The sequence below is a fragment of the Mesorhizobium sp. M0296 genome (assembly GCF_040321675.1).
Lineage (GTDB): Bacteria > Pseudomonadota > Alphaproteobacteria > Rhizobiales > Rhizobiaceae > Mesorhizobium.
Window position 1 is genome coordinate 45304 of record NZ_JAMYRZ010000009.1, and the last position, 13788, is coordinate 59091.

Annotated in this window: 12 protein-coding genes; 3 read left to right on the forward strand and 9 right to left on the reverse strand. The window is 63.6% G+C overall.

Annotated features, from left to right (window positions below):
- Window positions 1-306: 306 nt before the first annotated feature.
- Window positions 307-642 carry a hypothetical protein gene (locus tag NKI97_RS11235; protein ID WP_352834073.1) on the forward strand — a complete coding sequence of 112 codons (336 nt, stop codon included), beginning with the start codon at window positions 307-309 and terminating at the stop codon, window positions 640-642.
- 490 nt (window positions 643-1132) lie between these two features.
- Here NKI97_RS11235 and NKI97_RS11240 read toward each other — a convergent pair whose 3' ends face one another.
- From NKI97_RS11240 to bglB, 7 genes are all read right to left on the reverse strand, one after another.
- The gene (locus tag NKI97_RS11240; protein ID WP_023674193.1) at window positions 1133-2221 is read right to left on the reverse strand and encodes an ABC transporter ATP-binding protein; all 1089 of its coding nucleotides are present in this window, start codon (window positions 2219-2221) and stop codon (window positions 1133-1135) included.
- Window positions 2222-2228: 7 nt separating this feature from the next.
- Window positions 2229-3281, reverse strand: coding sequence for a carbohydrate ABC transporter permease (locus tag NKI97_RS11245; RefSeq protein ID WP_352821462.1), 1053 nt, complete (start codon window positions 3279-3281; stop codon window positions 2229-2231).
- Window positions 3278-4300 carry a carbohydrate ABC transporter permease gene (locus NKI97_RS11250; protein WP_502906206.1) on the reverse strand — a complete coding sequence of 341 codons (1023 nt, stop codon included), beginning with the start codon at window positions 4298-4300 and terminating at the stop codon, window positions 3278-3280. Before NKI97_RS11250 ends, NKI97_RS11245 begins: the two co-directional genes overlap by 4 nt.
- Entirely contained in the window at window positions 4297-5565 is a 1269-nt protein-coding gene (locus NKI97_RS11255) for an ABC transporter substrate-binding protein (RefSeq protein WP_352834076.1), read from the reverse strand. Before NKI97_RS11255 ends, NKI97_RS11250 begins: the two co-directional genes overlap by 4 nt.
- A 90-nt stretch (window positions 5566-5655) precedes the next feature.
- Window positions 5656-8175, reverse strand: coding sequence for a hypothetical protein (locus NKI97_RS11260; protein ID WP_502907095.1), 2520 nt, complete (start codon window positions 8173-8175; stop codon window positions 5656-5658).
- Window positions 8172-9005, reverse strand: a complete 834-nt coding sequence (kduI, locus tag NKI97_RS11265) for a 5-dehydro-4-deoxy-D-glucuronate isomerase (protein WP_352821466.1) — start codon at window positions 9003-9005, stop codon at window positions 8172-8174. The genes NKI97_RS11260 and kduI overlap by 4 nt, the downstream gene beginning before the upstream one ends.
- Window positions 9002-10102 carry a beta-galactosidase BglB gene (gene bglB / locus NKI97_RS11270; protein WP_352821468.1) on the reverse strand — a complete coding sequence of 367 codons (1101 nt, stop codon included), beginning with the start codon at window positions 10100-10102 and terminating at the stop codon, window positions 9002-9004. The genes kduI and bglB overlap by 4 nt, the downstream gene beginning before the upstream one ends.
- A 111-nt stretch (window positions 10103-10213) precedes the next feature.
- Here bglB and NKI97_RS11275 point away from each other — a divergent pair, with 111 nt between their 5' ends.
- On the forward strand, window positions 10214-11281 hold the full coding sequence (locus NKI97_RS11275) for a LacI family DNA-binding transcriptional regulator (RefSeq protein ID WP_352455781.1): 1068 nt from the start codon (window positions 10214-10216) through the stop codon (window positions 11279-11281).
- Here NKI97_RS11275 and NKI97_RS11280 read toward each other — a convergent pair.
- The gene (locus NKI97_RS11280; protein ID WP_023674185.1) at window positions 11266-11748 is read right to left on the reverse strand and encodes a flavin reductase family protein; all 483 of its coding nucleotides are present in this window, start codon (window positions 11746-11748) and stop codon (window positions 11266-11268) included. The genes NKI97_RS11275 and NKI97_RS11280 overlap by 16 nt on opposite strands.
- On the reverse strand, window positions 11748-12905 hold the full coding sequence (locus NKI97_RS11285; RefSeq protein ID WP_352834079.1) for an LLM class flavin-dependent oxidoreductase: 1158 nt from the start codon (window positions 12903-12905) through the stop codon (window positions 11748-11750). The genes NKI97_RS11280 and NKI97_RS11285 overlap by 1 nt, the downstream gene beginning before the upstream one ends.
- A gap of 225 nt (window positions 12906-13130) precedes the next feature.
- Here NKI97_RS11285 and NKI97_RS11290 point away from each other — a divergent pair, with 225 nt between their 5' ends.
- Window positions 13131-13787, forward strand: a complete 657-nt coding sequence (locus NKI97_RS11290; protein ID WP_352745534.1) for a GntR family transcriptional regulator — start codon at window positions 13131-13133, stop codon at window positions 13785-13787.
- Window position 13788: the final 1 nt, after the last annotated feature.

Below are 13788 nucleotides of genomic sequence, written 5' to 3' on the forward strand. Positions count from 1 at the left end.
TGCATCTCATGGAAATCCATGCATTGCGCGGAGATATCGCCGCTACGGGGGCCCTAACGATGGCCTCGCGTGAGGAGCGACGCGGATCGATGCATCAACACCTACCACTAGGAATACGAGCCGGACAGGTAAGACGCTCGGCTGCCTTTTCGTCGGCTACAGAGTGAAACCGGAAAAACCTCTGCATTCGTCATCCCTGTCTCGTCCGGTTAATACGGCTCATGAGATAATCTGGAAGCCTCTCCCGACCAATACATCTGTTCCAAAGTATAGGGCGTGGACGCGGTTTTAGTTCTGCGGAGCGGCTTGGCGGCCGAGCAATTGTTTGGCGACAATGAGACAGGGCGCAGCGATCGCGAACAGCAAGACGAGCGCGAAGAAAGCTTCGTCGAACGAGATCGTGGCGACCTGCTTCTCAAGCGCGCGCTGCAGCAGCGGCAGGGCGGCCTTTGTCGCCGCAGTGCTGTCGACACTGTTCGCCAGAGCGTTCGCAGTTGCTTTCTAGCGCTGGTCTACGGCTGGATCGCCATTGACGAGGTGGGACGCCAGTATCGTCCGGTTGTGGACATTCTGGTGATCAATATACGTTTGCAAGAGGGCTGTGGCGGTCAGACCGCCCACCTGCTTGCCGAAGTTGAATAGCCCGATGCCAAACGGCAGCGCATTGGCGGCAAGGCCCTGCAGCGTAACCAGCGTCAGTGCCACGAACAGAAGGCCGAGACCGAATCCTCGCAGCAGCAGAGCAAGGGGTCAGGTCCGGTGATTCGCTACCGCTCGTCGAAGCGGACAGCAGCCACATGGCGCCTGCGAAGAGCAGAATGCCAAATGGCGCAAGCGTGATCGGGCGCATCCCGGTCCTTTGGATGACGAAGCCGGACAACAGAACCTGATCGGTAGTTCGTACTGAACCTCAGCACAGGTCGTATTATCAGTCAGCCGGATTCCTCAGGCGCGCGAACGTGCCGGCGCGAACCTCCGTATTGCCGAAGACCGTGGCAGCAATGATCGCAGAGAGCGCCCTCTTGAAGAGTTCGGTTGTTTTAACGTTCACCTATTTTGACAAGCGCGCAACACGCATTCGCTGTGCGCAGTTGCGACGGTTCATGAAAACAACCCGCTATCTTGCCGCCGGCTAACGCGGTGCGACGCGCAGCCCGGCGGCATCGAAGAGATGCATGCGCTCCGGCGGCAGAGCGAGGTTGATCGGCGGCCCTTGCGATTCAACGCCCTGCTGCTTGAGAACGGCGATCAGTTTGCTGTCGCCGGCAATGGTGGCGTGGACAACTGTTTCCGGTCCCAACGCCTCGGCCAGCGTTACCCGCGCTTCCACCGATCCCTTGCCGCCATTCGAAAGTTGGATGTCGTGTGGCCGGATGCCAAGCGTCGCGTCGTCTCCCGGTTTCAGCGCGACCCCGTCGGCGGCGATCGAGGCCGACAGCCCGCCTGGACCTTCGACACGCACCTCGGCGCCGCTTGCCGAACGCACCTTCACCGGCAGCAGGTTCATCCGCGGCGCGCCGATGAAGCCGGCGACGAATAGGTTGGCCGGCGCGTTGTACAGATCGAGCGGCCGGCCGACCTGTTCGATCCGCCCCGAGCGCATGACCACGATGCGGTCCGCCAGCGTCATCGCCTCGATCTGGTCATGGGTGACGTAGACCATCGTGGTTGCCAGCCGCCGGTGCAGGCCCGCCAGTTCAGCGCGCATGGTGATGCGCAGTTCGGCATCGAGGTTGGACAACGGTTCATCGAGCAGAAAGGCGGTCGGATTGCGCACCACCGCACGGCCGATCGCCACGCGCTGCTTCTGGCCGCCCGACAATTGACCGGGCCGGCGGTCTAGATAGGGAGCAATTTCCAGCATGCGCGTCGCTTCCGTGATCCGCGCGTCGATCTCGGCCTTCGGCATACGAATGTTTTCAAGCCCGAAGGCGAGGTTCTGGCGCACGCTCATGTGCGGGTAGAGCGCGTAAGACTGGAACACCATCGCCAGACCGCGTTGCGCGGCCGAAACGTTGGTGACGTCGACCCCGTCGATCTCGACCTTGCCGTCGGTCGGCCGATCGAGCCCGGCAATCAACCGCAGCAGCGTGGACTTGCCGCAACCCGACGGGCCGACGAGGACCAGCATCTCGCCGTCACCGACGTCGAGGTTGATACCGTGCAAGATCTTCATCTTGCCGTAAGCGCGATCAATGTTGGTCAGCGTTATCCGTCCCATGACATCCTCACTTCAGCCCGGTGCCGGCAATGCCGGAAGTGATGTAACGCTGCAGGAAGACGAAGACGAGGACGACGGGGATCATCGTCACCACGGTCATCGCCAGGATGTAGTGCCACTGCACGTTTAGCTGGCCGGCATAGGTGTTGAGGCCGACCTGGAGTGTGTAGAGTTCCTTGCGCGACAGCACCACCAGCGGCCACAGAAAGTCGTTCCAGCGCCAGACGACCGAGAAGATCGCCAGCACGGCGAGCGCCGGTGCTGCAAGCGGCAATACGATGCGCCAGTAGATCTGCCATTCGGAAGCGTTGTCCATGCGCGCCGCATCGAGCAGCTCGTCGGGAATGGTCAGCATATATTGGCGCAGCAGGAAGACGCCGGTTGGCGTCGCCACGGTCGGCAAGATCACGCCCCACAGCGAATCGAGCAGTCCGACGGCGCCCACCACCGAATAGAGCGGCACCAGGATGACCGACAGCGGCACCATCAGCGTACCGACGATCACAAGCATCGTCAGATCGCGACCGCGGAACTTGTATTTCGACAAGGCGAAGGCGGCCATCGAATTGGTGAGCAGCGTGATCAGCGTTGCCATTGCCGTCACAAAAACCGAATTGCGCAGATAGCGCAGGAAGTCGAAATGGACGAAGGGCTCGGTGTAATTCTCCGTCGCGAACCCGATTTCGCGCACCGGCTGCCGGTCGGCGATGTTGACCTTCACGATATCGTTCGGCGCCTGCGGATCCACCATTTGCGCCATGATGCCGATGCGCCGCACCTCGGCCAGCACCTTGGTCGAACCATCCGGCAACTTCACCCTGTAGAGGGTCAGCGGCTTGTCGTAACCTTCGACCCTCGCGTGTTGGCTGACATAAGGCATTATGGTCGGCGGGAACTCGGCGAGCTGTGCCGGCGTCTTGAATGACGAACCCACCAGCCAGACGGCCGGGCCGAACATGATGACAACGCCGCCGAGCAGCCACAGCCAGCTCACGATATCCGTCCAGTGCCAGCCGCGACCGCCGCGCCGGCGGGTCAGGAATGTCATCACGCCGCTCATTCGCGGGCTCCTTTCCGCTCACCCCGGCGTCCGACCTGCAGCTGAACTAAGGTGAGCACGACCAGCACCAACCCCATCAGGATCGAAGCCGCCGAAGCCAGCCCCGGATTGCGCAGCAGGGAGGCGAAGCCGATCTCATAGATGTACTGCGTGATATAGAGGGTCGAGGTTCCCGGCCCTCCACCCGTCAGCACATAGACTTCGTCGAAGATCTGCACGGCGCGGATCAGCGCCAGTACGATGACGACAAGCAGATTCGGCATCAGCAGCGGCAGCGTGATGCGCCAGAACACCCGCGCCGGCTTCGTGCCGTCCATCTCGGCCGCTTCGTAAAGGTCGCGCGGGATCGCCTGCAATCCGGCAAGCAAGATCAGCGTATAGAAGCCCATATGTGCCCAAACCGAAACGCTGACCGCGGCGGTGAAAGCCCAGAAACGGTCTGTCAGCCAGTTGTGCGGCTCGCCGCCCAGATCATGGACGATCAGGTTGAGCAGGCCCTGGCGCTGCAGGATCCAACGCCAGATCAGGCCGGTGACGACGGGCGACAGCAGCACCGGAAAGAAGAACACCGCGCGCCAGAAGCTGCGCCCGACGATCTCGCGGTTGAGGATCAACGCTGTCGCCATCGACACGACCGTCATCAGCGCCACCTGCACGACGACGAACAGGCCGGTATTGTGCACGGCCTTCCAGAAGAGATCCTCGTGGCAAGTGGCAGTGTCCAGGTAGTTGCCGCAATCGAGCAGGCGCTGATATTGCTCGAGCCCCACATAGGTTCGGTCCTGCAGGAAGTAGGCCGTTCCCGACGTGGCCGAATAGAAAAAGTTGATGATCATCGGCACCAGGACGAAAATGCCGAAGATCGCCATGTTTGGGGCGAGGAAGAACGCGGCCATGCCGCTGGTGCCCGTCGCTCGCTGCCACAACTTCAGCGGCACGTTGACGATCGACGCCAGCCACACGACCGGCGCCGCGAGGGCGGCACCAATCCATGCCTTCAGTGTCGCGGCGGCGGTCACTTCGCCTCGGCAACCTTGTCGGCGATATCCTGGTCGATCCTGCCCCAGGCATCGTCGAGGCTGAGCTCGCCGGCCATCACCTGGCTGACGCGCGTCACCAGCGCGGCGAAGTAAGCGTTGGCCCACTTCCACGGCGGCAGCGCATCGGCCTCCGGCAGGGTTTCACCCGCCGCCTTGACGAACTTGTCGAGCGCCGGACCGACGTTCTTGTCGGCCGAGACCCATTTCAGCCCGCCCTTGTCTACGACGCCCTTGTGCGCGGGCAGAAACAGCGTGCGCTCGCTGAACTCTTTTACCACGTCTTCACGGGCCAGATAATCCATGACCTTGGCGACGTCCTTGGGATTCTTCGTGTATTTGATCGCGACCAGCGCCGCGCCGCCCTTCACGCCCGAACAGCCTGCCGTAGCGCAAGGCGAGCCGGTCGCCACCCAGTCGAAACTATCGCCGATCTTGGTCGATAGATTGGCGACCTGCCAGCTACCCGAATAATAAAACGGGATCTGGGCGTTGATGAAGTCGTCGGCGGCCGCGCGATAGGTCGAGCCTGCCGCCGAAACCCAGGTATCCTTCAGCATCAGGCCCTTGGCGGTCCAGTCGACGAGCTTGCCGACGAAAGCCTTGGTGCCGTCGTCCACTTTCGCCGGCATGCCATCGGGGCCGATATAGTTCGCTCCGAAGGAGACATTCGGACCCGAAATGCGGTGACCGGAACGGTCGATGGCAAAGGCAGCCGGAAGCTGCTGGCTCTTCGCCACCTCGGCGGCGGCTTTGATCCAGTCGTCCCAGGTCGCCTTGTCACCGGGCAGCGCCACGCCGGCCTGTTCGAACAGCGTCTTGTTGGCGAAGCCGCCGGTGAGCGTGAGCTGGGTCATGAAACCCGGGATGGCGTTGGAGCCGTCGGGGCGCATCCAGTCCAGCGTGTCAGCGAAATTGTCCTCCCAATATTTCGGATCGGCCACCAGTGGCCTGAGATCGAGCCAGTGCTGGGCAAGCTCCTTGATGTTTGTGACGCGGGCGATGTCCGGACCCTGGCCGGCTTCGAGCTGGATGGGCAACTGCTCCTGGATCACCTTGTAGGCGACGTTGTCGAGCGTGACGTGGATGTCGGGATTGTCCTTCATGAAGCGGTTCAGAATGTCCTGGATGACATCGCCCTCGACACCGTCCGAATACCACATGATGCGCACGTCGCCGGCAAACGCGCTGGTCGATGCGAGCAGGCTGACCGATAGCGCGGCCAGCAAAGTGCGGGTCTTATTCATGCTTCGTCTCCTCCTTTAGCGGGGGCGGCGCCCCGATGGTTCAAGCCTGCTACGCCCTCCTCCTCTTGAGCGTCGCAGCCGATCTCCTCCCTACTCTCTGTGCTTCATGCGCATCGCCTCACCGCGCACGGTCCAGTTGCCCGGATCGAGTGTACGTCCCTCAGCCACGATCCTTGCGTCGGCGAGGAAATGCACCGTGCCGTATTCCGGATCCTCGACGATCAACTCGCCGTCGGTACCTGGCCGCACCGACAGGTCCCCAAAAACGGCAGTCCAGGCGTCGAGGGCCGGCCGATTGGCATTCCGGTCACCGAGGCGAACGATCCATGTCGTCCTGCGTCCCGCCGCCCGCAGCTCGTTGCCGGCGGTCGGGCCGGCCACTACCTGCATGAGCGGCACATCCGTCTTCAGCATGACGAAGGCGTCGCCCGATTGCGCGAACGCCCGATCGCCACCCACTTGCACGGCATCGAAGGCACGTGCGGGAAACCAGGCGTGCGTGAAGTCGGGCTGTTCATCCGAGCAGAAGAAGCTGACGACGGCGAGGTCGCGGTATTGGTGAAGCCGGGGCAAAGTGCCTGAGCCACCCCAATATGATGGTCTGCCATATCCCGACTGCAGCACTTCGCCGGGGTGGTTGATCCAGATCTGCGCATCCGGATTCTTGCCCAGCCGGGCGTGAATGACGGTCTCCTGATAACCCCATTGGTTCCAGCGGTAGCCAGCGGCGCTGCCCATCGCATGGTCGCGCGTCTTGTAGTGGTAGAGCCGCGCGAAGCGATCTTGTCCCTGCGCAAAAGTCCATTCCCACGCCGTATCGTCGGTGAGGGAAGCAATTGCTGCCAACCCGTCCGGAACGCTCAAATCGTGATCCCGCAGGCACAATGCCAGCTGCGGCAGCGCGTGAAAGCGCATGCCGTAGTTGCCCTTGCCCCAAAGCATGCGGCAGATGCCGGATAATTCCAGGGAACGCGCGGCGCGCAGCGTGTGCTCATAGGAGCGGCCCTGCGCCCCGGTGAGGATGCCGCGATGCGCCGAGCGGGCGACGATTTCAAGCAGGCGTATGATTGCCTTGCCGGCACGTTCGGCGATGTCCTTGTCCGGGGCCAGCGCGTAGAGCGCGCACAGGCCCTTGAGGTCGATCGGGAAATAAGGCGCCGAGTTGAACTCGGCCATCTCCCATGCCTCGAAATGGTCGAGCCAGGCGCGTACACGCGCGGCTCCAACCGCGGACTGTTCGCGGCCAAGGCGGCCCGACCGCACGAACCGCACATCAGGCAACAGGCCCCCGGCAATATAGGCGGCGGTGTGGAAGAGCAGCGCGTGGTTCTCGGAGAAGTACCACTGCACATCATTGCCGGGCTCGTCCATCCAGTAGCGATAGCCGAGGATGGCGTTGTCGACGCGCGCGCGCAGGCTCGCTTCCAGCCGATCGCCATAGGCCTTGCGGCACCACAGCAGCGGCACCAGGATGAAGTCGGCGCAATCGTGACAATCCTCGATCGCCGGCAGCGTGCCGGAGATCATGGCGTCGGTCTCGGCGCCCTGCCGCCCGATCGCCAGGCGCGCCAGCGCGCGCACCGTATCGGCCTCGGCGTGACCGGCGACCTCGCGCAGGGCTTCATCTATACGCGCGGTAAGCGTTTCCGGCGCATCGCCCTGACGGCGCGCGTGGCATATCTCGACGCCGAAGACACGCGATACGGCATGGTCTGCGACCGTCAGCGTTACCTTGAAATGGCGAAAGTCTGCCGGCAGCTGCTCGGTATCGGCGATCGGCAGCCGCGCCTGGCCTGCCGGCAGATCGAAGGCGAAGCGCACCGGCGTCTCGATCGACATGAAATCGCCTTCGATCTCGATCTCGACTTGCGCGTCGCGCGGCAGGGCCACGCCGGTGACGAGCGCCACCTCGCCGCCGTCATAGGCGGGATGGTCGAAATGCATGTCGTCAAGGGCTGCTTCCATCGCATCGGCAACGCCGCTCTCGACTTCGATCGGCAATGCCACCGAAGCAGCCGGACCGGATAGATAATCGAGCTGGAAATAGTAGCGGGCGTCGCGCTCTGCGAGATCGTCGAACCATATCCGGACGTCGTTGCGGCCGGCCTTCAGCGCGATCTTGAAATGCTCTGCACTTTCCAGATTGCGGCCGTAGGGCGCCATCCAGCCGGCTTCCTCGCCATTGGTAAAGAGTGTGGCGCCGCCGCATGTGCGCAGCCGCACCAGCGCCTCGCCAGTCGAGGCCGCCTCGATGGTGGTCTCGGCCCAGGTTCCAAGCACCGTCGGCCGGAACCAGAAGCCCGATAGGTCGATGCGCGGCGAGGCGAAGGGCAGCCAGATGCGCTCGGCACCGAATTCGGCGCTGACCTGTGGTCGCTTGCCGCGTCGTTCCGCTGCGAACTGCGTGCGGCACGGATATTCATGGGGAATGAAATTCTTGTGCTTGGTCAGGAAGAAGAAGGGATCCATCTCGCCTTGCATAGGCTTGTCGGCCACGACGTAGCGTTGCTCGGCGATAGACCCGAGCCGCCAATAGACGATTGGCTGCCCCGCCATGAGCGGCCGGCGCAGCGTAAAATCCGTCCGAACGCTTTGCGCGGCCTCGCTCATCGCAAATCCTTCACGGCAACTGGATCGACATCGGTGTAGGCCTGGTTCTCGCCGGTCATGCCCCAGACGAAGGCATAGGGGCCGGTGCCGGCACCCATATGGATAGACCAGGCAGGCGACAGGACGACGTCGCCGTCAGCGACCATCAGGTGGCGCGTCTTGTCTGGCCGGCCCATCAGATGGATTACACGGTCGGCCTCAGCGAGGTCGAAATAGCAATAAGCTTCCATGCGCCGCTCATGCAGATGCGGCGGCATGGTGTTCCACACACTGCCCGGCGCGAGGTCGGTGATCCCCATCAGCAAGAGGCAGGACGGGGCCACTTCGGGATGGATGTACATACGCAGCGTGCGCCTGTTCGCACGGGCCTCCTCGCCGAGCACAAGCGGCTTGGCTTCGCTGCTGACGATGAGACGGTGCGCAACATCGGCGCCGGCCGGCACCGAGTTCATGTAGAAGCGTGCCGGCCTCTCCGGATCGTCGCTCTCCAGCGTCACCTCACGCGCTCCGCGTCCGACATAGACGATGTCGCGGTTAGCCACGTGAAAGCGCCGACCGTCCACCGCGACCGTGCCATTGCCGCCGAGATTGGCGATGCCCATCTCGCGCGCGTCAAAGAAGAGCGGGGTGCCGACTTCGGCGCCGTTGCCGAATGCCAGCGGGTTGGCCAGCGGCACCGCGCCACCGACGATCATGCGGTCGACATGGGTGTAGACGAATTCGATCGCGCCAGGCCGGAACAAGCCGTCGACGAGGAACTCGGCCCTCAGCCGGTCCGTGTCCATGCCGGCAATATCGCCCGGCGACGCGCCATAGAGCGTCCGCATCATGCCGCCTCCACCTTCGACTGCAGATGCCGCGCCCCTTCGGTCAGGCACAGAATGGCCAGCGCCTGCCCGTAGCCCGTCGGATGGATGGGTATATCGCGATAGAACTGCAGGTCGGCGCCCATGCGTGTGCCATAGGACACGTTCGCCACCACACCTTTGTCATCGATGTTGGCCACCACGGCTTCCAAGGCGCGGAGGCCGGCGGCACGGCACTCTGTCGAGCCGATTCCGAGCCGCGCGGCCTTCATCAACCCGTAGCCGAAGCCGGCCGTGGCGGAAATCTCCTCGTAAGACGTCGGGTCGTCGAGCAGAGTGTGCCATGCGCCCGAACCTGCCTGCACCTCGAGCAGGGCGTTGATCTGCGTGTCCAGCACGCCGAGCAGATAGGCCCGGACCGAAGGTGCAATTTCGGCGAACTCCACCAGTTCGAGAATACCGACGGTAATCCAGGCATTGCCTCTCGCCCAACGCGCGCGGGCGAAATTGTGCCGTCCCGCGAACGTCCAGCCGTGAAACCACAGCCCTGATGCCGGGTCGGCGAGATAACGGGCGTGGACCAGGAATTGCCTTTCTGCTTCCTCGACGAAGCGACGCTGGCCGGCAGCCTGGCCGTAGGATGCGAGGAACAGCGCCACCATGAACAGCGTGTCGTCCCACAATTCGTCGTCGTTGACCCGGTCCGAAACATCATGCTGGAAACCGCCTTCGTGCGTCCGCGGCAAGGCGGTGGCCACCCGCTCGGCCCATTCGCGCAGCACCGGCTCGAAGCGCGGCTGGCGCCGGCGCCGCCACAATTCGCTTAGCGCCAAAAGGGGCGCGGTGGTGTTGACGTTCATCGCAGGGAGACCGGCAGCGATGCGTCGGTCGTACCAGGCCTCGATCGTCTGCAGCAGCCGATCGTCGCCGGTCTGCGCCCACAGCCGAACCAGCCCGTAGAGCCCGACGCCTTGCGGCCATTCCCAGCTGTCGAAGCTGACATAGTCGCCCGGCGTGCCGTCGAGATTCGGCTCATGGAACCGCCCGTCATGACGCAAGCCGGTCATGCCGGCCACAAGGCTGGCAAGCACGGAATTCAGGCGTTCGGCCGATAGCGGCATCACTCCTCCCGTTTCTCCCGCTTCATCGGAATTGTTTCACAGCCATTTTTCTTGCGCAATCTGAAAATTTTTTGCATTAATCGGATGACTTTGCCGGAGGTGACGGAGCGGATGAATATCCAGGGCAAGCGCGGCCGCCCCAGCCGCCGCATTCGACTTGAAGAGATAGCGGCGCGTTGCGGCGTGTCGGTCAGCACCGCCTCCCGTGCGCTGAGCGGCGTCGGCGGCGTGAGGGACGAGCTTCGCACCAGGATCATCGAAACGGCGAAGTCGATGAACTATGCCATTCCCGCCTCGGTTGCCGGCCGCAAGGTCATCCTGGCCGCAAGCAGCGTGGCAATGGTGGACAGTGCCCGCAATCAGTTCACCTACCATGTCCTTGATGGACTCAACGAGCGCGCCCGGTTGCTGGGCGTCGAACTCGTGACCCGGCCGGTTTCGGCGCCCGAGGACGAAATCGCGCTGCTGCGTGAATCCGAGCGCGACGACAGCGTCGCCGGCTGCCTGTTTCTGACGCTGGACGATGACGATGTGCTGACGCTGACAGCCGGATTCGCCAAGCCGATCGTGCTCGTCAACGGCGACGATCCCTCGATGCGCCATTCGAGCGTGACGCCCTGCAATCGCTCTGCCGCCATGCTTGCGGCGCAGCATCTGATCGGCCTCGGCCACCGCCGCATCCTGTTCCTGATGCGGCGTGGCCGGCGCACGATCGAGCGGCGCTACGAAGGTTGGCGCGACGCGCTGATCACGGCCGGCATTGCCGGCTTCGACGACTTCGTGGTCGAGGTGCAGGACTGGCTGCCGGAACTTGCGAGCAGGGCCGTGACCGAGCGCATCGCGGCCCGTGGCCTCGATTTCACCGCCGTGCTGACGGCCGGCGACAGCTTGGCGTTTGGTGCCATCGCCGGCGTCCAGGAGGCCGGATATTCGGTGCCTGGCGATGTGTCTGTGGTCGGTATGGACGACTTGCCGCTCGCTGCCTTCTGCAACCCGCCGCTGACGGCGATGCACATTCCCATGCGCGAGATCGGATCGGCGGCGCTTAGCCTGCTGCTCGACGATATGGCCCATTCGGGGTCGCCGCCGCGTCGCGTCGAACTTGCCTGCAATCTCGTGGTGCGCCAGTCGACGGCACCAGCCCGAAGCGGCGCCGGCGGTCATCAACTGGCCTCTTGAGCGCGCGACTTGCCGCCAGCAAAGAGCAGCGGCAAACCCTCTTGCGTCTGCAGTTCAAGGACACGTCCAAGCAGGATCATATGGTCGCCAGCCGGGAAGCGGTCGGCGACGCTGCATTCGAACCGCGCCAGTGCGCGCGGCAGCAATGGCACGCCGTGCTCGCTCCACGACAGGTCAAGATCGGCAAAGTCCGTCCCCGACTTCGAAAAACGCCAGCACAGATCGATTTGATCTTCCGCCAGCACGTGAATGGCGTAGTGCGCGGAATTGGCGAAGGCTTCGAACCGGCGCGAGTGGCGGCCGATAGACCAGAGCACCAGCGGCGGATCGAGCGACACGGATGAGAAGCTGTTGGCAGTGATTGCGACCGGGCCGTCGGCCGTGCCGGTGGTGACGACCGTGACGCCGGTGGCGAAGCGCCCGAAGGCATTGCGCAAAAGGCGTGGATCGCACACGACATGCTCCATCAGCGGCGCTCCCCCGTTCCCAATGGTGTCGCCGGGGTCCGTTCCGGCACCCGGCCATAGGCGTGCGGGAGCGAGCATGTCTTGAGCTGGGGCAACACCTTGGTGCCGAAATGACGCGCCTCGTCGAGATGCGGGTAGCCGGAAAAGATGAAAGCGCGGATCCCCATCTTCATATACGCTTCGATTTCCGACAGAACCTGATCGGCCGAGCCCACGAGCGCCGCGCCGCAACCAGAGCGCGCCCGCCCGACGCCCGTCCACAGATGCGGCTCGACATAGCCTTCGGCATCGGCGATCTGGCGGTTCCTGGCTTGGTGCGATACGCCGAGCGATCGGGCGTCGAGCGCGCGCTCGCGGATCGCCCTGCCCTGCTCGTCGTCCAGCTTCGAAACCAGCTCCCGGGCATATTCCTTTGCCTCGGCCTCGGTATCGCGCACGATCATGTGGACGCGCAGGCCGTAGTCGAGCGTCCGCCCATGGCGCTCGGCGCGCTCGTGAACTGCTCTCATGCGGCCGGCAAGTTCCTCCCTGGTTTCCGGCCACATCAGGTAGACATCGCACTGTTCGGCGCAAAGCTCGAGCGCGTCGGGCGAATAACCGCCGAAATAGAGCAGCGGGCCGCCATTTTGCTGATAGGGCTTCGCTGGCGCCGTCGAGAGTCCTTTATAGCGATAGACCTCGCCCTCGAAATCGATGCTGTCCCTGGTCCAGGCCTGGCGCAGGATCTGCACAACCTCGCGCGAACGCTGATAACGGTAGGCGCTGTCGGCTGTCTCGCCCGGAAAGTCCGACGAAATGATGTTCACCGTCAGCCGGCCTTCCAGCATGTGATCCAGCGTCGCAATCGTGCGCGCCAGCATGATCGGCTGCATCTCGCCGCAGCGCACAGCGGCTAGCAGATTGATCTTCGAGGTGATCGGCGCGCAGCCGGCTACGAAGCTCAGCGTGTCCTGGCCGACCTGATAGGACGACGGACACAAGATGTTGCGGAAACCTAGTTCCTCGGACGTCTTCACGATCTCAGAGCAATGCGCCCAGCTCGAGCGCAACGCGCCGTCCGGCACACCGAGATAGCGATAGTCGTCCGAGCAGAGTGCGGCGAACCACGAGACTTCGGCTGCATCGAGATCCGGCGAGGTGATTGGGACGATGCTCATTGCCACTCTTCAAAAAAGAAGCCCGGGCCATTCTTCAAAGAGGTCCGGAGCTGCGAATAGGGCTTGCGTAGCATTCGTTTTGGTGTAGATCAATACTGTATCAATTTGAGCCAAACCCGAAACCGGGATGCGATTGGACACCGGATGCATTTGACAAGGGCTGACCCCGGCCACCGATCCAGCCAGATGCGCGGGCCCTTGCCTGTGCACTTGCAGACCAGCGAAATGCTGATCCGCGAAATCGCGGCCGGACGGCTGGCCGACGGGGCGCGGCTGCCGCCCGAGCGCGAGATGGCCGCGAGCCTCGGGATTGCCGTCGGCACGCTCAGGCGGGCGCTGGCAGATTTGACCGAAAAGGGCCTTCTCGACCGCATCCAGGGCTCGGGTAACTATGTGCGGGCGCGCGGCGACTTGCTCGGGGTCTATGCCTTTTTTCGCCTGGAGCGCATCGGCGGTGGCGGCCTGCCGAGCGCCGACGTGCTGTCCGTCGAGCGGCTGCCCAAGCCCGCCGACCTGCCGCAATTCGGCAGCGCCGGCGAAGCCCACCGAATACGCCGGCTGCGGCGGCTCGACGGCGAGCCGGCCGCGGTCGAGGAGATCTGGCTGGACGTCAGCCGCGCCGAGCGGCTCAAGCGCGAGGATTTGTCGGAATCCCTCTATCTCCACTACCGGCTCGCGCTCGGCTTTTCGATCGTTCGCGCCGAAGACCATGTTGCCGTCGCGCCTGCGCCGGACTGGGCCCCGCTTGAGTTCAGGCCACCGCCGGGCACGGTCGTGGGTTTCATAGAACGTATCGCCTGGGCTGGCGACGGCGCCAGCGCGGAATATTCCCGCAGCTGGTTCGATCCGGGCGCGGCGCGGTACGTCACGCGTTTCAGATAGG

What these genes read in the sequence shown, in the direction of transcription:
- NKI97_RS11240 (WP_023674193.1), bottom strand. Translation starts at nt 2,221, where the DNA reads ATGGGACGGATAACGCTGACCAACATTGATCGCGCTTACGGCAAGATG.
- NKI97_RS11245 (WP_352821462.1), bottom strand. Translation starts at nt 3,281, where the DNA reads ATGAGCGGCGTGATGACATTCCTGACCCGCCGGCGCGGCGGTCGCGGC.
- NKI97_RS11255 (WP_352834076.1), bottom strand. Translation starts at nt 5,565, where the DNA reads ATGAATAAGACCCGCACTTTGCTGGCCGCGCTATCGGTCAGCCTGCTC.
- NKI97_RS11260 (WP_502907095.1), bottom strand. Translation starts at nt 8,175, where the DNA reads ATGAGCGAGGCCGCGCAAAGCGTTCGGACGGATTTTACGCTGCGCCGG.
- kduI (WP_352821466.1), bottom strand. Translation starts at nt 9,005, where the DNA reads ATGATGCGGACGCTCTATGGCGCGTCGCCGGGCGATATTGCCGGCATG.
- bglB (WP_352821468.1), bottom strand. Translation starts at nt 10,102, where the DNA reads ATGCCGCTATCGGCCGAACGCCTGAATTCCGTGCTTGCCAGCCTTGTG.
- NKI97_RS11275 (WP_352455781.1), top strand. Translation starts at nt 10,214, where the DNA reads ATGAATATCCAGGGCAAGCGCGGCCGCCCCAGCCGCCGCATTCGACTT.
- NKI97_RS11280 (WP_023674185.1), bottom strand. Translation starts at nt 11,748, where the DNA reads ATGGAGCATGTCGTGTGCGATCCACGCCTTTTGCGCAATGCCTTCGGG.
- NKI97_RS11285 (WP_352834079.1), bottom strand. Translation starts at nt 12,905, where the DNA reads ATGAGCATCGTCCCAATCACCTCGCCGGATCTCGATGCAGCCGAAGTC.
- NKI97_RS11290 (WP_352745534.1), top strand. Translation starts at nt 13,131, where the DNA reads ATGCTGATCCGCGAAATCGCGGCCGGACGGCTGGCCGACGGGGCGCGG.